Origin of the sequence: Clostridium pasteurianum DSM 525 = ATCC 6013 (assembly GCF_000807255.1) — a bacterium.
Classification (GTDB): Bacteria; Bacillota; Clostridia; order Clostridiales; family Clostridiaceae; genus Clostridium_I; species Clostridium_I pasteurianum.
Genome location: NZ_CP009268.1, coordinates 528,137 through 552,509 on the forward strand (window position 1 = coordinate 528,137; position 24,373 = coordinate 552,509).

The 24,373-nt window shown below is 30.6% G+C and carries 21 protein-coding genes and 2 pseudogenes; 16 read left to right on the top strand and 7 right to left on the bottom strand.

Annotated features, from left to right (window positions below):
• The first annotated feature begins 9 nt into the window (after nucleotides 1-9).
• The 5 genes from CLPA_RS02385 (at nucleotide 10) to CLPA_RS02405 (ending at nucleotide 3,006) form a co-directional block, all read left to right on the top strand.
• Nucleotides 10-450 (top strand): MarR family winged helix-turn-helix transcriptional regulator, encoded by a 441-nt coding sequence (locus CLPA_RS02385; RefSeq protein WP_004455179.1) that lies wholly within the window; start codon nucleotides 10-12, stop codon nucleotides 448-450.
• 13 nt (nucleotides 451-463) lie between these two features.
• A complete protein-coding gene (gene arsM / locus CLPA_RS02390; RefSeq protein ID WP_004455181.1) occupies nucleotides 464-1,297 on the top strand; it encodes an arsenite methyltransferase in 834 nt (277 codons plus the stop codon).
• A gap of 176 nt (nucleotides 1,298-1,473) precedes the next feature.
• A complete protein-coding gene (locus CLPA_RS02395; protein ID WP_004455183.1) occupies nucleotides 1,474-1,971 on the top strand; it encodes a GNAT family N-acetyltransferase in 498 nt (165 codons plus the stop codon).
• A gap of 181 nt (nucleotides 1,972-2,152) precedes the next feature.
• The gene (locus tag CLPA_RS02400; protein ID WP_004455184.1) at nucleotides 2,153-2,470 is read left to right on the top strand and encodes a PadR family transcriptional regulator; all 318 of its coding nucleotides are present in this window, start codon (nucleotides 2,153-2,155) and stop codon (nucleotides 2,468-2,470) included.
• Nucleotides 2,467-3,006: a DUF2812 domain-containing protein gene (locus CLPA_RS02405; RefSeq protein WP_004455185.1), complete on the top strand. Its 540-nt coding sequence runs from the start codon at nucleotides 2,467-2,469 to the stop codon at nucleotides 3,004-3,006. Before CLPA_RS02400 ends, CLPA_RS02405 begins: the two co-directional genes overlap by 4 nt.
• 927 nt (nucleotides 3,007-3,933) lie before the next feature.
• Here CLPA_RS02405 and CLPA_RS02410 read toward each other — a convergent pair.
• Complete coding sequence (locus tag CLPA_RS02410) at nucleotides 3,934-4,638, bottom strand: LrgB family protein (protein ID WP_004455186.1); 705 nt, start codon at nucleotides 4,636-4,638, stop codon at nucleotides 3,934-3,936.
• A 372-nt stretch (nucleotides 4,639-5,010) separates the two neighbouring features.
• Here CLPA_RS02410 and CLPA_RS02415 point away from each other — a divergent pair, with 372 nt between their 5' ends.
• The 4 genes from CLPA_RS02415 to CLPA_RS02425 all read left to right on the top strand — a co-directional run bounded on the left by CLPA_RS02415 (nucleotide 5,011) and on the right by CLPA_RS02425 (nucleotide 7,931).
• Nucleotides 5,011-5,454: an Lrp/AsnC family transcriptional regulator gene (locus CLPA_RS02415; protein WP_004455187.1), complete on the top strand. Its 444-nt coding sequence runs from the start codon at nucleotides 5,011-5,013 to the stop codon at nucleotides 5,452-5,454.
• Nucleotides 5,455-6,219: 765 nt separating this feature from the next.
• Nucleotides 6,220-6,354, top strand: coding sequence for a hypothetical protein (locus tag CLPA_RS21830; protein ID WP_257786228.1), 135 nt, complete (start codon nucleotides 6,220-6,222; stop codon nucleotides 6,352-6,354).
• Nucleotides 6,351-6,539 (top strand): hypothetical protein, encoded by a 189-nt coding sequence (locus CLPA_RS02420; RefSeq protein ID WP_004455188.1) that lies wholly within the window; start codon nucleotides 6,351-6,353, stop codon nucleotides 6,537-6,539. The genes CLPA_RS21830 and CLPA_RS02420 overlap by 4 nt, the downstream gene beginning before the upstream one ends.
• A 234-nt stretch (nucleotides 6,540-6,773) precedes the next feature.
• Nucleotides 6,774-7,931, top strand: a complete 1,158-nt coding sequence (locus CLPA_RS02425; protein WP_004455189.1) for a DUF362 domain-containing protein — start codon at nucleotides 6,774-6,776, stop codon at nucleotides 7,929-7,931.
• 154 nt (nucleotides 7,932-8,085) lie between these two features.
• Here the strand turns inward: CLPA_RS02425 and CLPA_RS22055 are convergent.
• Nucleotides 8,086-8,283 (bottom strand): annotated as a pseudogene (locus CLPA_RS22055) (NAD(P)/FAD-dependent oxidoreductase); the annotation flags it as partial.
• Nucleotides 8,279-10,162, bottom strand: coding sequence for an anaerobic carbon-monoxide dehydrogenase catalytic subunit (gene cooS, locus CLPA_RS02430; protein ID WP_004455190.1), 1,884 nt, complete (start codon nucleotides 10,160-10,162; stop codon nucleotides 8,279-8,281). The gene cooS and the pseudogene CLPA_RS22055, both read right to left, overlap by 5 nt.
• Before the next feature lie 891 nt (nucleotides 10,163-11,053).
• Between cooS and mtlD the strand changes: the two genes are divergently transcribed.
• A complete protein-coding gene (gene mtlD / locus CLPA_RS02435) occupies nucleotides 11,054-13,246 on the top strand; it encodes a bifunctional mannitol-1-phosphate dehydrogenase/phosphatase (protein WP_004455191.1) in 2,193 nt (730 codons plus the stop codon).
• A gap of 328 nt (nucleotides 13,247-13,574) precedes the next feature.
• On the top strand, nucleotides 13,575-13,931 hold the full coding sequence (locus tag CLPA_RS02440; RefSeq protein WP_004455192.1) for a hypothetical protein: 357 nt from the start codon (nucleotides 13,575-13,577) through the stop codon (nucleotides 13,929-13,931).
• A gap of 68 nt (nucleotides 13,932-13,999) precedes the next feature.
• On the opposite strand, the gene CLPA_RS02445 is transcribed toward CLPA_RS02440, so the two are convergent.
• Entirely contained in the window at nucleotides 14,000-14,395 is a 396-nt protein-coding gene (locus CLPA_RS02445) for a metal-dependent transcriptional regulator (protein ID WP_004455194.1), read from the bottom strand.
• Nucleotides 14,396-15,045: 650 nt separating this feature from the next.
• On the opposite strand from CLPA_RS02445, the gene wsfD reads away from it, so the two are divergent.
• The 3 genes and pseudogenes from wsfD (at nucleotide 15,046) to nifJ (ending at nucleotide 20,666) form a co-directional block, all read left to right on the top strand.
• Nucleotides 15,046-16,533 carry a glycan biosynthesis hexose transferase WsfD gene (gene wsfD, locus CLPA_RS02450; protein WP_004455195.1) on the top strand — a complete coding sequence of 496 codons (1,488 nt, stop codon included), beginning with the start codon at nucleotides 15,046-15,048 and terminating at the stop codon, nucleotides 16,531-16,533.
• A 128-nt stretch (nucleotides 16,534-16,661) separates the two neighbouring features.
• Nucleotides 16,662-17,009: pseudogene (locus tag CLPA_RS02455) on the top strand (glutathione-dependent formaldehyde dehydrogenase); the annotation flags it as partial.
• Between the two features lie 129 nt (nucleotides 17,010-17,138).
• Complete coding sequence (nifJ, locus tag CLPA_RS02460; RefSeq protein ID WP_004455199.1) at nucleotides 17,139-20,666, top strand: pyruvate:ferredoxin (flavodoxin) oxidoreductase; 3,528 nt, start codon at nucleotides 17,139-17,141, stop codon at nucleotides 20,664-20,666.
• 188 nt (nucleotides 20,667-20,854) lie between these two features.
• Here the strand turns inward: nifJ and CLPA_RS20270 are convergent, their stop codons facing one another.
• Together CLPA_RS20270 and CLPA_RS02465 are read right to left on the bottom strand one after the other, a co-directional pair.
• Complete coding sequence (locus CLPA_RS20270; RefSeq protein ID WP_004455201.1) at nucleotides 20,855-21,022, bottom strand: CDIF630_02480 family spore surface protein; 168 nt, start codon at nucleotides 21,020-21,022, stop codon at nucleotides 20,855-20,857.
• A 32-nt stretch (nucleotides 21,023-21,054) separates the two neighbouring features.
• Nucleotides 21,055-21,618 carry a spore coat protein gene (locus tag CLPA_RS02465; protein WP_004455203.1) on the bottom strand — a complete coding sequence of 188 codons (564 nt, stop codon included), beginning with the start codon at nucleotides 21,616-21,618 and terminating at the stop codon, nucleotides 21,055-21,057.
• A 477-nt stretch (nucleotides 21,619-22,095) separates the two neighbouring features.
• Between CLPA_RS02465 and CLPA_RS02470 the strand changes: the two genes are divergently transcribed.
• Entirely contained in the window at nucleotides 22,096-22,773 is a 678-nt protein-coding gene (locus CLPA_RS02470; protein ID WP_004455205.1) for a manganese catalase family protein, read from the top strand.
• A gap of 245 nt (nucleotides 22,774-23,018) precedes the next feature.
• Nucleotides 23,019-23,216: a cold-shock protein gene (locus CLPA_RS02475; protein WP_004455206.1), complete on the top strand. Its 198-nt coding sequence runs from the start codon at nucleotides 23,019-23,021 to the stop codon at nucleotides 23,214-23,216.
• Between the two features lie 373 nt (nucleotides 23,217-23,589).
• Here CLPA_RS02475 and CLPA_RS02480 read toward each other — a convergent pair whose 3' ends face one another.
• Entirely contained in the window at nucleotides 23,590-24,285 is a 696-nt protein-coding gene (locus CLPA_RS02480; protein WP_004455207.1) for a response regulator transcription factor, read from the bottom strand.
• Nucleotides 24,286-24,373: the final 88 nt, after the last annotated feature.

The window sequence follows — 24,373 nt, forward strand, 5'->3', positions numbered from 1 at the left end:
GGTGATTAAATGGAAAGCCAGGAAAGTAGTTATTTGCGTGAACTGATTAGAATATTGGTAAGAAACCTGGGAATATTGGAGAAAGGGGATGCAACCTGCTGTGGTGTAACAATTTCACAATGTCATGCTATTGTGGAGATTGGAAGAGCACAAGAAATTTCTTTAAATGAGCTTGCTGAAATATTAACCTTAGATAAAAGTACAATGAGCAGAACCATAAATAATCTTGTAGAAAATGCTTTAGTGGTTAGAAAATTACATCCAGAAGATAGACGGTATGTAACCATAAAGCTAACTGATGAAGGAATAAAGATATTTAAAAATATTGAAGAAGGAATGAAACAGTATTTTAATGCCATTTTTAATTCTATTCCAGAAAATAAAAGGGATCAAGTGCTTGATAGCTTAAAGCTTCTAATTAAAGCTGTAAGTGAAAATAAATGTTGTTAGGGGGAATTTAATTATGAAAAATAATATTAAGGGACAAGTTAAAGCCTATTACGGAGGTATAGCTAAAAAAGTAAATGCTGAAACTAAAGTTACTTGTGGGTGCGGCAGCTCATGCTGTGGAGATGATGCTGCAATTAACTCAAATCTTTATACAAAAGATTATATAGAAGGATTACCAGAGGAAGCTATTAATGCATCACTAGGATGTGCAAACCCTATTGTACTTGCAAATCCTCAAAAGGGAGAGGTGGTATTGGACTTAGGAAGCGGCGGCGGAATAGATGTATTTATTTCATCAAAGTATGTAGGTGAAAGTGGAAAAGTATACGGTCTTGATATGACAGATGAAATGCTTGAATTGGCAAATAAAAATAAAGATAAAATGGAAGTGAAAAATGTAGAGTTTATTAAGGGATATATTGAAGACATTCCTCTTAAAAATGAAAGTGTAGATGTTATTACATCAAATTGTGTAATAAATCTTTGTGAGAGTAAAGAAGATGCATTAAAAGAAGCATATAGAGTATTGAAAAATGGCGGAAGGTTAGCAATCGCTGATGTTGTGGTTCTTAAAGATATTCCTGAGGATATAAAGAAAAGTGTTGAAATGTGGGTTGGATGCATTGCTGGTGCTTTGGAAGTTAATGAGTATAAAAAAATACTTGAAAATGTTGGATTTAAGGATATTGAAATTACTCCAGTTAATATATACACCAAAGAAATAATAGAGGATATTGCAAAACAGAAGAATTTGGAAGATGTATATAGTAAGATAGATTCAGAGCTTCTTGATGGAGCTTTTGCAGGAGCACATGTTAAGGCATATAAACAGAGCTCTTGGCATTAGGTGGAGGGTTTTATTCCACATGATGCTTAGAGATCGTTATCCAGGGACGTAGCCGCTCTTTACTCCAACTTTAGGTAAAACGAAAATTTCAGAAATTTTGTGTGAATGGCTTTCACAGAGTGTGATAGGAGTATTAGAGCGGGTAGTCATCGGGTAAGTAGTTGGGGGAGAGAAAGATGGATTATAAAATTGATGAAATGAAGGAATCGGACTGGGAACAAGTAGCAAAGATATATCTAGAGGGCATTAATACAGGTAAGGCAACATTTCAGACAGAAGTTCCAACCTTTGAAAATTGGAATAATGGACATATTACTTCCTGTAGATTAGTAGCACTCTCAGTAGAAAAGAATGTATTGGGTTGGGTTGCATTAAGCCCCACATCAAGTAGATGTGTCTATGCAGGAGTTGCAGAGGTTAGTATATATATTGGAGAAAATTATAGAGGATTAGGAATAGGGAAAGGCCTCCTTAATAATTTGATTAAAAAATCAGAAGAAAATGGATTTTGGACATTGCAATCAGGTATTATAAGAGAAAACACTGCAAGTATAGAGCTGCATAAGAAATGTGGATTTAAGCTGGTTGGCATAAGAGAAAAAATTGCCAAAATGAGTAATGGTGTATGGCATGATGTTGCCTTTATGGAGCGTAGAAGTAATATTATAAGATAAGCACTTTATTTTAGAGTTATAGGTAAAATCAATATATGTATTTTACCTATAATCGTGTATTTAGGACAGTATTTAAACTGCCCTATTTTTTATCCAAAATTATTGACATATATCACAATGTGATGTATTATAACTATATCATATTGTGATATAGTTTCCTGTGATATATGGAGGTGGATATGTGAATATTGAAAAAATACGCAAGCGTTATATTCCTATGAGTGAAACCATGTTTTATATTCTTTTTTCTTTACAAGAAGAACGACACGGATATGCAATTATGCAGCATGTAAAGAAATTGACAAAAGAACGTATTACTTTAGGTGCAGGTACAATTTATCAAAGCTTAGGAAAGCTTGAAAGTGATGCATTAATTATACAAGTAAAAGAAATAGACAGAAAAAAGATTTATGTAATAACTGATATCGGCAAACAAATCCTCTTAGAAGAAGTACGCCGTATTGAAGAAATATATCATACTGTGGAGGGATTATTATGAAGAATACAAAGACAGTCTGGTTATCTGTATTTATAAATGTTGTTCCTGCTGACTATGAAAATTGGCTTGAGCAATTAGCTCTTCAGGGGTGGAATATCGATCATATAAGTCAGTGGAGTTCAGTAGCTATGACTTTTCATCGTTCAGAGCCTAAAAAATATCGTTATGTTTACGATTTGCAAGCATTTCCTAAAAAAGAGTATAAATCCACATATGAACAGTTTGGATGGGAACTTGTTGGGCAAATGGCAAGTTGTTTTATATGGAGAAAGGAATATACTGATAAAAGGCCTGAGTCTTTTACAAATATTGAAAATTTAGAAAGAAGAAACAAACAGGTAGTTTATGCTGTTTCAGTATCTTTTATAATGTTTTTAATAATTTCTATAGTATTAATTACAGCTTTTATAATGAAATTTTCAAATCTATCTACAAGTGGTATATTACAATTTACTTTAGGTATAGTTCTGTTATCAGCTTTTACAGTATATCTTGGTTATGTTATGAGAAAAATATATAAAAATAGATTTAAATAAAAATTATTAAAAAATATTGACAAATACAAACGTTTACATTATAATAAAGACATAAAGAAGATTAAAAACTTCTTTATAGCAACCCTAACTCATAAAGTAAGGGTATTGAAGGTAACAAAGAATTGCAAAGATTTAGTAATAAGGTTAAAAGCATTAACAGTAAAAAACTTATCAGGTATGGAAAAATGGATATTAAGTCAAAATATACTGTGTTATTTTGGATCATATAGGGAAATAGAAAATAGATAGTGAGTTATCAAAGGGTTCTATTGGTGAAGTATGATACAGAATGTGAAGTAGTATGATGACGATTTATTTATTTGAATATACCTTAAGTAAACAAAAGTGGATATTGTTAAATATTTGCAGATGTAAACTGTAAGAGGATTACTGAAAATGCCATGAACGTTCGATTTAAGAGAATGTTCAGAAAAACTAAAAACATTTAGTAGTATTAATTTATAGAAAACACAGAATACAGATACTGAGAATCTGATTTCATGTGTACTATAAAATTATATTTACAAATGTTAAAAAAGAAGTAAATATAATTGTAAAGATATGTATATTGGCTAGTTATTAATCAATATAGTATATTGAAGAAGATTGTATTTAGAGAAATTTAAAAATAGTAGATTTTTATAGTGTAATACACATTATAAAAAAATAACTAAAAAAGGGTGATGGATATTCAAATAGAATCGGATTGTTTCAATGAGTTAGGAGTTGCTTAACCACCAATTAGTTTATATTTAATATATAGCTAATTGGTGGTTTGATTTTTTGCACTGTAGATTGATAGATCAATATTGGCGATAATAGCATTATATTGCAATCATATAATAGTATTATTTATACCATGACTTTTAAGCATTGTGTATTATAAGCAAAAATTTTATCTGGTGCAAGAATTCTGTTTATTAGTAACTATTTTATAAGAACACTAAATATTTTTGTTACTATAGGTGCAAATATTACAATAAACATACCTGCAAGGCCGATAGATAAACCACTCATGGCACCTTCTACTTCACCCATTTCTATGGCTTTTGAAGTTCCAACTGCATTGGCAGTTGTACCAAGGGCAACTCCCTTTGCTATAGGATCTTTAATTTTTAAAATCTTAAACACTAGTGGATATACCACAATGGTAATAGTTCCACTGACTATAATAGCGGCAATTGTTATTGTAGATATTCCTCCGATTTGCTTTGAAACATCTACAGCTATTGGTACCGTTACGGATTTTGGTATAATAGATAGAGTTAATTGTTTTGGAAGAAGGAATAGGTGACATAATAATATTATACTGCACATTCCACTTAAAGATCCTGCAGCTATTCCTACTATTATTGGGACTAAATTCTTCTTTAGGAGCTGCAATTTTTTATATAGTGGTACGGCTAATATAACTGTAGCTGGAGTCAAAAAGAAGCTAATTAAATTTCCACCTTTATTATACGTATCAAGGCTTATATTTAGTAATTTGATTATAATTATTACCAATACTATCGCAATAATTATAGGATTAAATAATGGAAATTTAGTCTTTTTGTATACAATACAGCCTATTTCAAAAGCCATTAATGAAATCATAACAGAAAAAATAGGAGAGCTAATTATGGCACTCACTTAAAATCATCTCCCTCTAGTATAATTAGGCATGTGAAAATAAATAGTAAGTCAAAGATGCCACGAATATTTTGAATCTAACAAGGAAGCAGGTTCCGAGGATAGTAGGCTATCTGAGGGTTCTGCTGACGCAGTAAGATTCAAAATAGGCTAGCATACTGACTTGTTATTTATTTGAATATGCCTTAATGTTAATAACACAATTTGCTTACTCATTAATATGTAGATAAACAGAGATCTTTGTTTTAGATAAATTAATGATATAATATATATAAATTAATTTACATTAAATAATGAATAAATTATATTGTATATATCTACATTTTGAATAAATATAGTTTTAAATAACTTCATTTTGAAAGAGGAGGTTAAATGGATAAATTAGATATTGATTTGATAAAAATTTTACAGGAAAATTCACGAATAACCATAAGTGAGCTATCAAAGAGGTTAGCACTTAGCAGGCCAAGTATTGCGGAAAGAATTATAAGGCTGCAGGAGAGGGGAATAATTGAAGAATTTACTACGAGAATATCTTTAAAGGCAATTGGAAGAAATACTATACTATTTATTGAATTAAGTTCTTTAAAGGTATCTCCGGAAATATTTGAGGATATGATTAGAGAAGATCAGGATATTTTAGAGTGCCACAGAGTAACTGGACATATTAATTATTTTATTAAGGCTGCTGTAAATAATATGGAGAGTATGAGTTTACTTATAGATAGATTATTGCCCTATGGTAATGTTAACACATCTGTAGTACTTAAATCTCCTGTACCTTATCGTCATATTGTTCCTTATACAGAAGATTAGTCATTTATCACTAATACATTTTCATAAGTTGAAAATTAAAGTTATAAAAACTATTGACAAATGTAAACGTCTACATTATAATGAAGACATAAAGAAGATACAAAAAGATTTTAAATAACAGAAGGATGTTAATTCTAATGAAATTTAAAAATCTTAATCTAAAAATGAGCAGTGTAGATTAAAGCTTAAAAACTTTAATTAAGGCATAAAGCTTATTGTTAGAGAAAAACTTCTTTATATTGTATAGAGCAACCCTAATTCATAAAGAAAAACTAAAACTTTAATAAGATGGTGTTAGAGTATTAGTGAATTTTAAAAAATCTAATAGTAGAAATCTTGTGAATAGCAAAGGTAAATAGATATGATTAAATATTTACAGAAGTTAAAATTTATAGTGTAATACACATTATAAAAATAACGGGAAATAGGGTGATGAATATTCAAATAGAATCAGATTATTTTAATGAATTAGGAGTTGCTTAACCAGCAATTAGTTTATATTAATAATATAGCTAATTGCTGGTTTTATTTTTTGTTATGAAAATCATATTGTAATATGTTTAAAAAGATAAATTGAAGCAAGTTCTTGATTCAGGTGGAGATTCTTTTACCCCATCTGAATTTTAGAACTGCAAATACATGGCTTACTTGGCGTCGAACTCCCACTTGAATAAAAGCAGAGAACCAAAATCTTTTTTTGATTTTGTGTGAATCGCTGTATAGAGTGCGTAGAAGACTTACGCCAAGTTAGTCAGGTGAAAAGATATGTATATATGTATATTTTTATATGCTATAATATTTCCAGAAGATAAATATGTATTTAGGTTGCCACCTTCTAGATTATTTATCTCTCCAAAGAAAAGCTGTTATGGAAAGACAACAGAGGAGGTGGCTGAATGAGTGATGAAATTGTTATCACTGCTATAGTATGTATTACTATAGTTGCTTTAGTTTTAGGTGTAACAGGTATATTTGCTATACTTGCCTATTTAAAAGATAAAGCATCACTTAAATTAAAGACTAGAGCTAAAACTTTAGTTGATAATGAAGTGATTATTGACATAGAAGATACTCAAAAAAAGTAAAAGGGCGCTTTGCGAGAGCACCTTTTACTTAACCCAAATAATCAATAACTTTTAAAGCCATAACAGCTTTTCTATTTATATTATATCACAAATATTTGATTTTAAAACATAGTATGATTACAAATGTATAGATTTCAATTATAATTTTAAATTTTATATTAGAATATAGCTTTATTCTAATAAATTATGTCATAGAAGATATGGAAAAAGGACTAAGTAAGGAGCAAGTACGTTATGGAAAAGGTTGCTTTGTTAAAATGTACAGATTATGATGTTGATAATATTGAAAAAAAACTTAGAGAAGGCTTTGAACTTTTGGGAGGAAATTCTTTTTTGAAAAGTCTTATACCTGAAAATAGTACTGTATTGCTAAAACCTAATCTACTCAGTATAGTTAAAAAAGGTTCTGCCGTTATAACACATTATGCAATGTTTGAAGCTGTTGTCAGGATAGTTAAGGAATACAGCAATAATATAATATTCGGGGACTCTCCAGGTTCAGCAGATACGAGAAAAGCTGCTGAGAAATCAGGGTTGATTGAGGTCGCCAAAAGATATGGAGTTAAGTTTGTTGATTTTAATGATAAAGTACATGTGGAACTGGAAAATCCGTTAATGTATAAGTTTTGGAATATTGCTAGAGCACCTTATGAAGCAGATGTGGTTATAACTCTGCCTAAGCTTAAAACTCATGCCATGATGTATTATACTGGAGCAGTTAAGAATCAATTTGGATGTATACCTGGTTCTCAAAAGGCAGCATGGCATACAAAACTACCAGATGCAGTTAACTTTAGTAAAATGCTTTTAGACCTAAATTCTGTTGTGAAAACCAGCTTTGCAATTCTTGATGGTATAATTGCTATGGAGGGGAATGGTCCAAGGAATGGAACACCTAAAAAAATGGATACCATAATTATGGGTAAATCTCTTACAGCCGTTGATTCTACAGCGGTAAGTCTAATTGGTTATGATAATGTATCAGCTATACCCGTTTTAAAAGTTGCTCATGATACAAAATGGGGAACTGTAATTCCAGAAGAAATAGAGATTCTGGGAGAAAAAGTTCAGCACATGAAATGTAAAGACTTTAAGCTCTCACGAAGTGCTAAGGTAATTAATTTTATAAGTCCGTCACTAAATAATTTTGTTGCTTCACTTACTGCACCTAATCCAGTTCTAATAGAAGAAAAATGTATAGGCTGTAAGAGATGCGGTGAGGTCTGTCCAGAAAAATCTAAAGTAATATCCTTTGTAAAACATAATAATAAGGTAATACCAAAATGGAAATATAGCAATTGTATACGCTGCTTCTGCTGTCAAGAACTTTGTCCAAAAGGAGCCATAGTCACAAAAGATAAGTTGTTAAGCAGGATGTTAGGGTTAAAATAGATATAAAAAATAATTAGAATGAAATTGTTCTAATGAATTAGGAGTTACTTAATCAGCAATTAGTTTATATTAATATATAGGTAGTTGCTGTTTTGATTTTTTGAAGGATATAAATAAAAAAACTGCCCTAAAATTTTAGGGCAGCCTTTCAAAGTTATACGGCCTTATATTGAAAACTACCATCTGGCTGTATACTGAAAAAATCAGAATAATCTATTTTGAAGATATTTTTGTTTATATTAGATATATTTCTCTTATTCTTTATAATTTGCTGCAGTACTCCGCAGTAGGAGATATCTCCAAGGAGAATTGCTCCATATATTATTCCATCTTTATGGATTATCTTTTTATAGTCCTAATGATTTTCTTCTGTTTAGTACAATCTCTTCAAGCTTATCAGCTGCTTTTACTACATCATCTTCAAGTATAAGTTTTCCGCCAGTTAAGCCTTCAAGATCTTCTGTAAGAACTTTGGTTACTACTTTACTTCCTGTTATAAATGGTGGTATTGCAAGGTGAAGAGGCAGTCCAAGGGCCAGACCGAAAGCTCCATCAGCTAAAGCTTGTTCTTCAAGCCATTGTGGTGCAGATAGTACTAGCGGCAGCTGTGGAATATCTATTCCAAGGTATGCAGCAAGCTCTGTCGCCACTAATTCAAGCCTTCCTATAGCAAGACATGGTCCAAAATTTAATACAGGAGGTATTCCGAGGCTTTTGCATACTTCTTTTAAATTTTCTCCTGCCAGTTCTGCAGCAGATGGTGACATTAAGCCTACATTTTCAAGTCCGCCGCTGGAGCATCCGGCTGAAAGAACTATTATATCTCTTTTTATGAGTTCTTTTGTAAGTTCCACAGTGAATATATCGTGACCTTTAGCAGTAAGGTTTGAGCATCCAACCACGCCAGCTACACCTTTAATTTTGCCTGAAGCAATTAAATCTACAAGAGGTTTCCAAGTTCCTCCAAGGAAATTTTTAAGAGATTCTTCACTGACACCAGTTATTACATCATCATAGCCATGATCCATTGGTATATTAATAGTGACTTTATCTCTTCTAGCGCTGTAGCTCTTAACAGCTTCATCTATAATATAATCACTTATTTCTTCTCTATTTTCAAAGGAATATGGCTTATATTCAGCATTTGCCTTCTTTGCCACATCATCAAGACAAATCATTTTAACCATAAATTCATCTACAATAGGTTCGATACCTGGAAGTGTGCAGTTAAATTCTGAAACTATTATATCTACTCCGCCAGTGGCAATTAATGCTTCACTGGTAAAGTTATTTCCAGCATGGCCTGAGAATACATCCTTATAGTGTTCTCCTCTTAATTGAAGATCTTGACCTACACAGGTACATCCTACAAGTTTAAAGCCTTTTGCACCAGCTACTTTAGCCTTTGCTGCTACTTCTTCATTATTTAATATATCTTGTAAATGGGATATAGTGGAGTGCTGATGTCCTGTAACCATTATATTTATATAATCAGTATCTACTACTTTAAAACCTACTTTAGCCGGCCTTATTACAGGTTCTCCAAGCATAACATCGTTAAGCAGGTTTGTTAATGTAAGACCATAAAGTCCTGTAGATATTCCAAGATTTAAGCAGTTTAGTAGCATGTCTACTGGATCACTGTTTAAGTTGGTAGAAGTTTTAACTATAGCATCAAACACTTCTGATTTAGCTCCACCAGGCATTATATTTAGTTTTTTCCAGTTTTCAACTCTTGGCTTATACGCCATCTTTTCTACAATTTCCATTTTTTCATATCTAGGTTTGTATATATCTTTTAGAACTGATTCAGCTACTAATACGGCCTTCTTATGTATGTCATTTTCTTCTATATTTAAAATTGAAGCTACTCTGTTTAGAGCATTAACTCCTTTTATAGTGCCTTTGGTTTCTCCTATAGATTTTAAATTTAAAGCAGTGTTTTCAATAACGTGAAGGTAGCAAGCAGAACCGGAAGCCACAGCTCTTAAAAAGTTTCTTGCTACTATTGTATCTGCATTAGCTCCGCAGACACCTCTTGGTGATTTTGGAGTTATTCTGCAAGGACCATTGGCACATAATTTGCAGCAGACGCCCTGGGTACCAAACCCACATTTTGTCTTTTGGCTTTCTACTCTGTGATGAGAAGTCTCCATATTCATAGAGCCTATAAAACCCTCTAGTACTTTATCTGCTGATTGGCATGTTGTGCAATTTTCACATATTGACATAATAAAATCCCCCTTTTGATAATATACCATTTTGGTATACTTTAAATTATAAAAAATTCATTTAAATAAATAATTTTTAATTATGTTTGCTGCGATAGATTACGTATATGACAAAATGATTAGTGAATTAACTATTATTAAATTTATTTTATTAATGTATACAAATTTAGTATACATTCAATATATAACTTTTTGATGATGATGTCAAGTAATTATTATTAAAAAGTTATATTTATTTTATAATTTTTTATATTTTATAATAGTGCATTAAGTTTCATTGATGCTATTGTATGTTTGTATTTGTAATAATATTTCTTATTATTTAATTAATATCTTGTATATGAATAAAAATTAATAAGAAATAGGCTTATTTAAATAAAAAAATTTATTTAAATAATAAAAGAATTTGCAGATGAAAATTTTACGAAAAAGTTTTTAAAAGATTTTCATCCTCAGTAATCTTTGAAATATAAGAGCTGTCAATGGTTTATACATATGAAAATAGGTCAAGAATAAATAAAAAATATTGCATAGAGTTAAGAGGAAATTTGTAAATAAAAGTCTGAAAATTTTTTTAATTTTTTCATTTTGAATACATTTACATTTTAAGTATCCATTTGACAACTAACAACTTGCATAATATAATAGGGTTGTCAGTTGAAAGCACCATAATATATTTATACTATTTAGTTGGCTATAAGTTTTCAATTAAATATGTAATCAATAATTGACCTGATCTTATAAATACATTTTCTAGTTTGTACAAATAGTTTTTTTAATAGAAGATCATTGTACAAAATCATTTAAGAATTCAAAGACAAAATATAAATAAAAAAATAGAAAATAACAGATGAAAATTGATAAATATAAAATATAATTGGAGGGGAAAGTATGATTTTTGAAAATAAAAAAGTAAATGCGGCTATTTTTGATATGGATGGAACTATGTTTGATACAGAAAGACTTAGAATGAAAATGTTAAAAGATGCATCTAAAATGCTTTATGGGGAAAGCATTGATGATCAGATATTAATAGATTCCCTAGGACTTAGTGCAAAGTCTTCAGAAGCTCTTGCTAAAGAGAGATATGGGAAAGATTATCCCTATAAGGAAATTCGTAAAAAAGCAGACGAGCTTGAACTGCAATATGTTAGAAAAAATGGAGTCCCCATTAAGGAAGGTCTCATAGATGTTTTAGAGAGGCTGAAGAGAAATGGCGTATTGCTGGCAGTAGCTACTTCAAGCAGAAGAGTTATAACAGAAGAATATCTTATGCGTGCTAATATAATAGGTTATTTTGATATTATTGTATGTGGAGATGAGGTTGAAAAGGGTAAACCTAATCCTGAAATATTCTTGAAGGCAGCTGGTGAATTAAATTGTGAACCTTCAAATTGTTTAATATTTGAGGATTCTCAAAATGGACTTCTTGCAGCAGCAGATTCTGCTTCAATGCCTATATTTATAAAGGACATGAAAGAACCAAAAGAAGAAATTAAAGCTCGTGCATTTAAAGCTTATGACAATATGTTGGAATTTTTAGAAGATTTGATAAAATATACTGCTAAAATGCCTACACCGCCAAAATTAAATGAGCATTTCCCAAAAAGATTAAACCATATGAAAGTTGGAATTCATGGTTTTGGTGCTATTGGAGGAGGGTATTTGACACAAATTTTTTCACATTGGGATGGATATACAAGACCAGCTGAAATAATTGGAGCTACAAGAAATTCAAATCTCATAGAACTTATAAATGCCTTTGGAAAATTTAATGTTCATTATGAAAGTTTGGCCTTTGATCAGACAATTACTAATGTGAGGTTGATAAATACCTCAGATGAAGAAGCCATGAAGAAGATGTATTCTCAGTCGGAAATAATCGGGCTTAGTCTTCCAGAAGGAGCTATCAAAAAAGAAGCAGATATTATTGCAAAGGGACTTATAGAAAGATACAACAACAATGGTAAATATATAACAATCCTCGTAATACTAAATAAAATAGGTGGAGGATTATATGTAAAAGATAATGTAGAGAAGTCATTGAAAAAGTTTATTGGAGAAGAAAAAGCTAAAGAGATTATAGAAAAAGCTTTATTTACAGAAACAGTTGTAAATAGGATGGTATCTAAGATAAAGGAACAAACTATACTAAAACAAGTAAAAATGAATTTAAAAACTGTTGAAGGAAACATTTTGAAAAAGGATATTGATATTAGTTCTATTTTAGGTATTCCTTCAAATGAGAATATGGATAGAAACAGAAATAAAAAAGCAGCAGATGTAAATACAAGCGACTCCTTAATAAGTAATATTTCTAAAAAACTGTATAATGTATCTGAAATTGCTCATGAATTATCCAAGCTGAATATTACTGTATTTAATAGTGAAGCTGATATGCTGCTGTATGCAAGTAAGGGAAGTCTTATTTTAGAGAGAATGAGGCAGATTAAAACTGTGGATAATATAGCTGAAATGCAGGATGTAAAAAATAAGTTATCTAATGGAACTCATGCTATTATTGCTTGGTATTCAAGTCTTTTAGGATATAAGACTATTGGTCAGGGAATGGGAGATGAACAGGTAATTTCTCTAGTTAAAAAGGTTATGAGCAAAGAAATAAAACCAGCTATTGTAAAAAACAATAAAGAATTAACAGAATATGTAGACAGCTTCATAGCTAAATTTATTAAGAGATGCAGATATTCTTTTAAAGATCCTTGTGTACGTGTTGGTCGTGATCCTCTTAGAAAATTGAAAAGTGGTGAGCGTGTAATGGGAACTATTGACTTAGCCCACAAAAATGGCGTGTCTACTCCTATGCTTGAGTTTGGTGTTGCGGCAGGATTACTTTATTCTATTTTAGCTGTTAATCCAAAGGACAAAGAATGTGAAGTTATCAGAAAGGTATACGAAAAAGAGAAGTCCATAAAAGCCGTGCTTACTTATGAAGGAAACTATAATGGGAAACCGTATAAGTGCCTTGATGAGGAGAAGGACAAAGATTTGATTAAGAGAATAGAAAGACAATTTGAAGTTCTAGCTGGAAGTATTGAGAGAAAAGATTTACTCATGACCAGCTAGGAGTATTGAAGATATGGCTGTCCTGCAGGATATAATTTATTGCAGGACAATTTTTTTATATATTATACAGCAACTAGTTATCGGATAAATAGCTATTAAAATGTAATTTTTCCAATATAGTTGATTTTATTAAAAAAAGAGTGTATTATTTAACTATGACAATAATGTTTTATAGTGCTAAATGGATTTCTATTTTATATATTTTCTTAAGGAAATCTTAATAATTAATTTCGCAATTTTTAATAATAATGGTATAAAATAAAATTATAATACATTAGAGGGAAACAATGGATAAAAACAGATAAATTACATAGTCTGGAGGTAATTGATGAAAAATAATAGGGCCATAAACATTGCAATTATAATATGTATACTTAGCTTATTTATAACAGGTTATTCTCCTTTAGCATCTATAAAGAATAACATTACCACTAAGGAAAGCAATAAATCACAGGTGTTTTTTAATGGAAAGAATGATGAGAAGGTTAATCTTACCTACGAGTCTTCTGTTAAAGAGGGGATTTTAAAATTACAGTTAATTGATAAAGATGGAAATATAGTAGAGGATTTTCAGCCAAATAAAAATGATTCAAAACAGATATTATTAAATAGGGCAGGAGAATATATGATTTTGGTGGTCTATAACAATTTTATAGGTAATTATAAAATTAGTGTAAAAAGATAGTATATAAATTATTTGATGAGTAATTATATAAGTTAAAATCAAATTACCACTAAATTAGTGGTAAAATGTTATTTGTTCAAAGAATTTTTTATCCAAACATTATTTAAAAAATTATTCATAGCAGTAATGGAATAATTACTGATTACGTGTTCAATAGCACAGGCATCAGTGTTCGCAATAGTATTATCGATGTTTAGAACTTCAGTAAAAAATTTTTGAATAACTTGATGTTTTTCTGAAATGATTTTTGCCAGTTTTAGACCTTCTTCAGTAAGGTAAATTTTATGATACTTTTCATTAGTAATAAGTTTTTTTTCAGAAAGTACTGACATGGCTGTATTAGCCGTAGCTTTGGTCACATCCATTTTAATGGCAATGTCTGTTAATCTAGTGCCTTGATTCCCATTGGATAATTCATATACAGCTTCAAGATAATTTTCCATAGTAAAAGTAAGTTTGTCCATAAAATAATCCTCCTACAATATATGTAATATGTAGATCTTCAATTGAAGCAAGTTCTTAATTCAGGTGGTGATTCTTTTACCCCATCTGAATTTTAGAACTTCAAATGCATGGCTTACTTGGTGTAGAGCTTCCACTTGAAGAAAAGCAGAGAACCAAAATCTTCGATTTTGTGTGAGGGCTGTACAGAGTGCGTGGGAGACTTACGCCAAGTTAGTCAGGTTAAATCTATTATAGATAGACCTATTGTAAAATAGTTAATATGTTATTGGTTAGAAATTTCTAACTAATAACATATTAAGTTTAACATATGCTGATTAGAAATACAAGTGATATTTATACTTAATTTGGTAATAATGTATCATTATATAAATATATTATACATTAAAAATAATTATTTTTAATGTATTAGTTTAAAATTTAACAATAAAGTGTTGTTAAATTGTTAACAACACTTAACAATTTATTGATATTTTCCATAGAAAAGTATAGGGGTTATATAGTAAAATTATCATAATAAAATAATATGAGTAATTTTATACTTGGAATATTATAATAAAGATGTTTTGAAAATAAAGAAAATATAATATATAAAAGTTAATTATTTAACTTATCCATATAATTAAATATAATAATATCAGGAGAATTTTTTATGTTAAGAATACTAGAAAAGATTAAATACATTAAAGATAATTATCTAATAGAAACTATTATATTGGTGATTATAGCAATTATACTAATAAACACTCTATTTGTTTATCCTATAGTGGGAAAATGTGATAATGGTGATTTTGAAAGATTTATGAGGTATGGAGGACTAAAGAATATACATAATGAATATAAAAAGATTTATGATGGATATTTCCATAATAAATTTTTAATATCAAATCCAAATCCATTGCTGTTTGTGCCTGTGTATATCAACTGGGTTTCAAGTACTATATTGCTTAAAATATCGGTTTTTATTTTTTTAGTAATCCATGGTTTTAGCAGCAATCTTTTTGATATAAGATATTTAGCTTTTGTATATTGTGTAATATTTTTAATTGGGATATTTCTTATAGTGAGCTTTAAAAGATTTAATTCCATACTTAAAATTATCTGTGGTGCCTTTTTTATTGTATTTTTTACCAGTACCTGTTACATAACTTATTTCAATTCTTTCTTTGGAGAAGCGGGGACAATTATATTTTTATTTTTGAACATAGGTACGTACTTGTATCTCATAACAAGAGAAAAGCCAGAGATAAGACATTTTATATATTTCTTCTTAGCTTCCTGTGGATTTTTAACTGCAAAATCTCAGAATATACCTTTGCTCGTATTTATGCTGATCATATATGCTGGATTATTTGTTTATTATAAACAAAAGAAAATAAGGATAAGTATTATTATAGGCACTTTAATAGTTATTTCAATATGCGGCATAGGATATTTCTCTCTATCTGATACCATGAATAGAAATAATTTATATCAATCTGTTTTTTTAGGAGTGCTTAGGGATTCTCCTACACCTGAAAGGGATTTACAGGAGATTGGTATAGATAAAAAATTTATGGTATTCTACGGACATTCCTTCTATGATAGAAAAGGGGAACAGGATCCTTTGGGAAAGGAAATGATAGACGATTTTTATCCTAATATATCCTTTGGGAAAATATTGGTATTTTATATTAATCATCCGGATAGGTTGTGGGAAAAGATTGTTGATTCAGCTAATAATGCCTATGCCTTTTCAAATATAAAAAAGGGAAGCTTTATTAAAAATCAATATGATTCCAATAAGGTTGTAAATGGTATAAGAGTTTATCTCATAGAAAAATTTCCAAAGCTTCATCGTAATATCTATGTATTCATTGGATTTTCAATATTGTATTTGTTAATATCAATATTTTATTTTATAAAATATAAGGATAGGACCACAAGACTTTTAGTACTTATGCTTTTATTTATACTAGCATCAGGTGCTTCACAATTAGTATTACCGGTTCTAGGCTCAGGACATGGGGATTTTGGAAAACATTTATTTTTATTGAATCTATCCTATGATATAATGGCAGGAATTGCTGTATTATGGATTGCCCATATAATATACAAATGTTCCTTGAAGTATTTCAAAAACATAATTAGATTAAAATAATATTTCAATAGAATTATAATAGTGCATTGTTATTAGAAAAAAGCAAATAGTTTCTTTTTTATTAAAACAACTTAATCCAAAATAGTTTATGTGATACATAGCTAATTTTGGGTTTTGTTGTATTTGAAATAGAAACTTTAGAAACTATCCTCAAACTACAGGGAGGTTCAAAGTCTGCCATTGAAATTGCATCTCAAGCTGTTCGTAAAGGCGGAACAGTATCTGTGGTAGGAGTTTACGGTGCTAGGTATAATAATTTTCCGTTTGGAGATTTTTTCTCAAGAAATATAACATTAAAAATGGGTCAATGTCCTGCAGATTCTTATATAGATACTATTTTAGATCTAATAAAAAAGAATAAATTTGATGCCATAGATATAATAACCCACAGAATGTCCCTTTCAGATGGTGAGAAAGCTTACAAATTATTTGATCAAAAACTGGATAATTATATAAAAATTGTATTAAAACCATAGTGTACAGGTTAAATTTTAAATAATTATATCTATAATCTCGTTTTATGTATGATAATCCTCCAAAGGAAAATAATAAATAAGTAACAATACTATTTCATCTATTTATTATAGGAAAAGGAGATTATTTTTATGGCAAAGATTATGAAAACTATGGATGGGAATGAGGCTGCTGCTTATGCTTCTTATGCATTTACAGAAGTGGCAGCAATATATCCCATAACACCATCTACACCAATGGCAGAGAGTGTTGATGAATGGTCTGCTCATGATAAAAAGAATATTTTTGATCAGGCTGTTAATGTTGTAGAGATGCAATCTGAAGCAGGAGCAGCAGGTTCCGTACATGGATCATTAGCAGCTGGAGCTTTAACTACTACATATACGGCATCACAGGGATTACTTCTGATGATACCAAACATGTATAAAATAGCTGGTGAGCAGCTTCCAACAGTATTTCATGTAAGTGCAAGAGCAATTGCCACACATGCATTATCAATTTTTGGAGATCATCAGGATGTTATGGCTTGCAGGCAAACCGGTTTTGCACTACTGGCTTCCAGCAGTGTCCAGGAGGCTATGGACCTTGGATGTATTTCACATTTGAGCACTATAAAATCAAAAGTACCATTTTTACATTTCTTTGATGGATTCAGAACATCTCATGAATATCAAAAAATAGAAATAATTGATTATGAAGATTTAAAAAATTTAGTGGATTATAATTCTATTAAAGAATTTAGAGATAAGGCATTAAATCCTGAGCATCCAGTTGTTAGAGGTACAGCACAAAATCCTGATATATATTTTCAGGGAAGAGAAGCTTCAAATAAGTTTTATGATGCAGTTCCAGATATAGTAGAAAACTATATGAAGGAAATAAAAAGTATAACTGGAAGAGAATATCATCCATTTGATTATTATGGTGCACCTGATGCGGAAAATATAATAATAGCTATGGGTTCAGTTTGTGATACTATAGATGAATCTATAGACTATTTGAGAAATAAGGGAGAAAAGGTAGGAGTAATAAAAGTACATCTTTACAGACCTTTTTCCAGCAAGTATTTCTTCAATGTGTTTCCAAAGACAGTTAAAAAAATTGCAGTTCTTGATAGAACAAAGGAACCAGGTTCCCTTGCAGAACCTCTATACTTAGATGTTGTTCATCTATTCAACAATAGTGCTGAAAAACCAATAATAATTGGCGGAAGATATGGACTTGGTTCAAAGGATACTCGTCCTTCTCAAATTCTATCCGTATTCAATAATTTAAAAAGTGATAATCCAAAGGATAAATTTACAATAGGCATCGTAGATGATGTTACTAACACATCTTTACCAGAAGGAGAGATAATAGACACAACTCCAGAAGGAACAATAAACTGTAAATTTTGGGGACTTGGATCAGATGGCACAGTTGGTGCTAATAAAACTGCCATTAAAATAATAGGAGATAATACTGGCCTCTATGCTCAGGCATATTTTTCCTATGACAGTAAAAAATCTGGTGGTACTACAATTTCACATTTAAGATTTGGTAAGAAGCCAATAAAATCTCCATACTTAGTTTACAATGCAGATTATATTGCATGTCATAATAAATCCTTTATTTATAACTATGATTTACTGCTTGGATTAAAGAAAAATAGTACATTTGTATTAAACTGTCCATGGAGTGAAGAGGAGCTTACAGATAAAATACCTGCACCAATCAGAAGATATATTGCTGAAAACAATATAAATTTCTATACAATAGATGCTATTTCAATTGCTTCGAAAATAGGTCTTGGTGGAAGAATAAATATGATTATGCAGGCCGCCTTCTTTAAACTTGCTAATGTAATACCAGTAGAGGAAGCTTTAAGTCTTCTAAAGACATCAGTAGAAAAAACTTATGGAAAAAAAGGTCAAAAGATTGTAGATATGAATAAGGCAGCAATAGATCAAGGTGTAGGCGCTTTGGTAAAGGTTAATGTTCCAGCTTCCTGGGCAAATGCGGAAGAAGAAAAGCTGCCTGCTAAAGAATTACCTGACTTTATTAAGAGAATACAACTGCCTATGGCTAGACATAAAGGTGACGAACTACCAGTAAGTGCATTTAATGGTATGGAAGATGGTAGATTCCCTCTTGGAACTGCTTCCTATGAAAAGAGAGGTATTGCTGTAATGGTACCTGAATGGCAGATTGATAAATGCATTCAATGTAATCAATGTGCATATATTTGTCCACATGCAACAGTAAGATCATTTTTATTGAATGATGAGGAACTAAGCAAGGCACCGGACACCTTTAAGACTAAAAAACCCGTTGGTAAGGGATTAGAGGAAATGCATTTTAAAATTCAGATAAGTCCCCTGGATTGTACTGGATGCGGAAATTGTGCAGATGTTTGTCCTGCACCGGGAAAAGCTTTAATAATGAAACCTGCCGATCATGAAATTGAAATGGAAAGCGAAAACTGGGAATTTGCTATGAGCGTTCAAGAGAAAAAGGATGTTATGGATCCTAAAACAGTTAAGGGAAGTCAATTTAGAAGGCCTCTACTTGAATTCAATGGAGCCTGCCCAGGATGCGGTGAAACTCCATATATTAGACTTCTTACTCAGCTTTATGGAGATAGAATGATGATAGCTAATGCCACAGGTTGCTCATCCATTTGGGGAGCTAGTGCACCATCTATACCATATACTGCAAACACAGATGGAAAAGGACCTTCCTGGGGAAATTCACTGTTTGAAGACAATGCAGAATACGGCTATGGCATGTATCTTGGAGTAAGAGCAATTAGAGAAAAACTTGCCGATCTTATGAAACAGGGAATGCAATCAGATCTTAGTGATGAAGTAAAAGATTCCTTTAAAGAGTGGCTTGATAATTTTAACTCTGGTGAAGGCTCTAAAGAGGCCAGTGGAAAGTTGTTGCAGGTTATAAATTCTATAGGCATCGGAAAAAATAAAATAGTTGATGAAATATTGGAAAAGAAGGACTTTCTAATTAAAAAATCACAGTGGATAATAGGCGGAGATGGCTGGGCATATGATATAGGCTTTGGTGGATTAGATCAAGTAATTTCAACAGGTGATGATGTGAATATATTTGTATTGGATACTGAAATATATTCAAATACCGGTGGACAGTCATCTAAATCAACTCCAACTGGTGCCACAGCTAAATTTGCTGCTGCCGGGAAAAAGACGAGGAAAAAAGACTTAGGTATGATGGCTATGAGCTATGGGTATGTATATGTGGCACAAATTGCAATGGGAGCCAATATGAATCAGACAATTAAAGCAATAACTGAGGCTGAAAGCTATGATGGACCATCACTTATAATCGCATATGCACCTTGTATAAGTCATGGTATAAGATCTGGTATGGGAACAAGTATAATGGAGCAGAAAAAGGCAGTTAATACTGGATATTGGCATCTATACAGATTTAGTCCTTTATTAAAAGAAGAGGGAAAGAATCCATTTGTGCTTGAATCTAAAGAACCAACTGGAGAATTTAAGAATTTTATAAATGGTGAAGTAAGATATACAGCACTAAGAACCATGTTCCCAGAAGTTGCTGATAAAATGTTTGATTTGGCAGAGAAAAATGCTAAGGAAAGATATGAGAGTTACAAGAGATTAGCAAATCAACAATTTAGTTAAAAATAAAAGAAGGAGCTGTGTTTGAAGAGGAATGAATATTTATTAAATTTAGAAATAGCCTTACTTATTATTAAAATAGAATTTTGATAATTGTTATTAATAGTAAGATGGTTAAAAATCTGTCTCACCATGGATAAATACATGTGAGACAGATTCTTCTTTATTATTATAGATTATGGTATTAAAATTTATTTTTGATTAGCGTCTACCCAATCCTTTGCATTTCTGGTTTCCTGTTCATTGGGAATAGATACATTTGTAACAGGTTTTACCTTTGAAATATTGGCCCAAGCAGCAGTATCATGTTTTTCAATGGGAATGCCTTGAAATTTTTCTTTGAAATTATTCTTAGCCATGTTACACACTCCTCTTTATTATATATTAAAATTTATACATGTTGAAGTTGTCTAACTTCATTATATATAGAAGATATAGTATTCATCTCATTCTCAGCCGCTGGTGATAGAGGATAATATCCCTTTTGTACCATCCACTGCCATACGTCGTAAGCATGATTACAACTCATTGTAAATGCATCTTTTAGAAATTGTCTTATTTCAGGATTACCAGTTTCCATAGCACTCCAAGCATATTCTCTACCTGCTCTTTTTAATGTTAAAAGATAGGCAGTAGCTATTTCTCTATCATTCATTTTTTGTACATTGGTATTAGGTGTGACTGACTCAAAACTGCTTACTGGTGACTTTGTAAAATCATTAAGCTTAACATTTAACTCTGGTACATTTAGTTTTTCATTAGGAGCACTAGCATTTTTTATAAATTCAACCTTCATATTATAATCTTGAATGTGAGCCGGAAAATGGGCCTCAAGCATATTTTTCAGTTCTTGATCTTGAACCATATTTTTAAACATGGCCATATTAGTTATAGAATTGACACAGCTAACAATCAATTCATGTAAATCATATAATTCATGTGATGCTAATTGCATAAAAATATCCTCCTATAATGGTTATTATTTTTTAATAGTACAACATTGTTAATATACTTCATTTTATATTTTTTATGCAATTCTATAGTACTACTTCCTTATATTTTTCTATTTAGTATGTCATTTACGCTTCAATTAATAAATTTAATTAATTTTTGGTTTTAAGTAAAATTTCTTTATTAATCAATGGTTGTATAAAAAAGGCATTATTTATATGAAAATGTTCTAAAAACCAATAGAGAAGTCAATTCTTGTTATGTTTATTTTTAAAATTTCATACATGATGGATCAGATGCAGTAGTTTATTGTGTGGATATGGATGGTGAAAAATTTTACAAATTATTTGGTAGAAAATTAGATAATTGCATAAAAGTTATATTAAAGCCATAACGTACAGATAAATTATAAAGGATTTATGAATAGATATAAGGCTGCTGCAAATAATAAACTTGTATTTAAATTTTGGAGGTGTGTAATTTGTTTAAACATGAAAAGCAGTTATTGAATAATTTACAAGTAAAAGTAGAAAGACCTAATCCACAATATGCAGTACTTATGCAGGAACAGCTAGGTGGTGGAAATGGAGAATTAAAAGCAGCGATGCAGTATATTTCCCAAAGTTTTAGAATAAAAGATCCAGCAATAAAGGATTTATTTCTTGACATAGGTACAGAAGAACTTAGTCATATGGAAATAGTTGCAGAAACTATAAATTTATTAAATGGACATGAAGTTAATCATGAAGCTGTAGGAAGCGGGGAAATTGAAACTCATATACTTTCTGGATTATCTCCGGTTTTAATAAATTCTTCAGGAGCTCCATGGACTGCTGATTATGTAACGGTTACGGGTGATATTGTAGCAGATATACTTTCTAATATAGCTTCAGAGCAAAGAGCTAAAGTTGTGTATGAATATCTATATCGTCAAATAAATGATAAGGAAGTAAGAAATACAATAGATTTTCTTTTAAATCGCGAAGAAGCACACAATACGCTATTTAGAGAGGCGTTAAACAAAATGAGAGATGAAGGATCAAATAAAGACTTTGGAGTAACAGAAGACTCTAAATTATATTTTGACTTATCAACACCAGGCAAGTATTTTGATGCACCTAATCCTACACCACCAAGTTTTGCTGGAACAAGAAGATAAAATATAAATATGAAATAAATAGGTTTTTAGTATTTACTAAAAATGTTTAATTTATAAAAAAATGAAAAATTACTTGCTATCTATAATTTTATGTGTTATAATGAATTCATACCTTAAATGAATCGTAATTAATTTAAAACCAATATATTTCAGTAACTCATATAATAAGTATGTTTGTAACGAAATTTTATTTGGGTAGTTATTGCAACGAGTTTAAGATAAATAAAATTTTGGAGGTACTTATTATGACAGGTACAGTTAAATGGTTTAATGGACAAAAAGGATTTGGATTTATAACAGGAGAAAATGGAAATGATGCATTTGCACATTTTTCACAAATACAATCAGATGGTTATAAATCACTTGAAGAAGGACAAAAAGTTTCTTACAACGAAGTAAAAGGTCAAAGAGGATTACAAGCAGAAGAAATAACTATTCTTTAATTGTAATTACTTAATAGTGTAAGTGAAGCCTAGGGCATATGCTCTAGGCTTATTTTAAATTTTATTTAATAACTATAACTGGTTACTGTAACACTCCGTTGCACTTTATATAGCAATAAAAAACAAAATAAACAAAGTTTTTTAGGGTAAATAAGTTATCAAGAGATGTAGCAGCAGTTATCTCTCATTTTTGTATAATGAAAAAAATAGATGTACCAAAAGGCACATCTCAAGGTTAAATCTGTTAACAATAATCATAACGTACTATAAGATAGTATAACATAACAACAATAAATTTTCAATGTAGTAGGATAAAAAAATAGGTAAAATGTTTTTATGGATTAATGTCAATTTTAATCCAATTTAACTTAACTTACACTCTAAGTCTGTAACCCGCACCCCATACTGTCTCTATATATTGAGGGTCCGAAGGAGAAGATTCTATTTTTTCTCTTATCCTTCTTACATGAACTGTAACGGTAGCGTTGTCTCCAAGAGAATCAAGTCCCCATATGGCCTCAAAGAGATCTTCTCTGCTGAAGACTTTGTTTGGATTTTCTGCCATGTACAAAAGCAGGTCAAATTCTTTTTGAGCTAGAGTCACTTCATTTCCATTTATGAATACCTGTCTTGAATCCTTATCCAGCTCAAGACCTCTTATAACAATCCTATTTGATTTTTCAGGCTTATTAAATTTGTTTTTTATTCTTTCATAGTTGGTTATGTGAGATTTAACCCTGGCCACCAGTTCACTTGGATTAAAGGGTTTTGTTATGTAATCATCTGCACCTAAGGTGAGACCTTTAATTTTATCAATTTCTTCTTTTTTAGCAGAAACTAAAAGTACAGGAATATCTTTTTCCTGCTCTATGCTCCTCAGAATACTGTATCCATCAAGACCTGGAAGCATTAAATCCAGGATTAATAGGTCAAAATCACCATTTTTTAATACGTTTAATCCATCTACACCGTCTTTGCAAATAGAAACTTCAAAATTGTTAAGTTCAAGATAATCCTTCTGAAGTTCTGCTATACTTAAATCATCTTCAATTATTAAAATTTTTCTCATAGTTCGCTCCTCATTACATATTTATATTTATAGTTTATTTCAACTAGACACTGTAACAGTGAGGCCATAATCTATAATAACATCCACT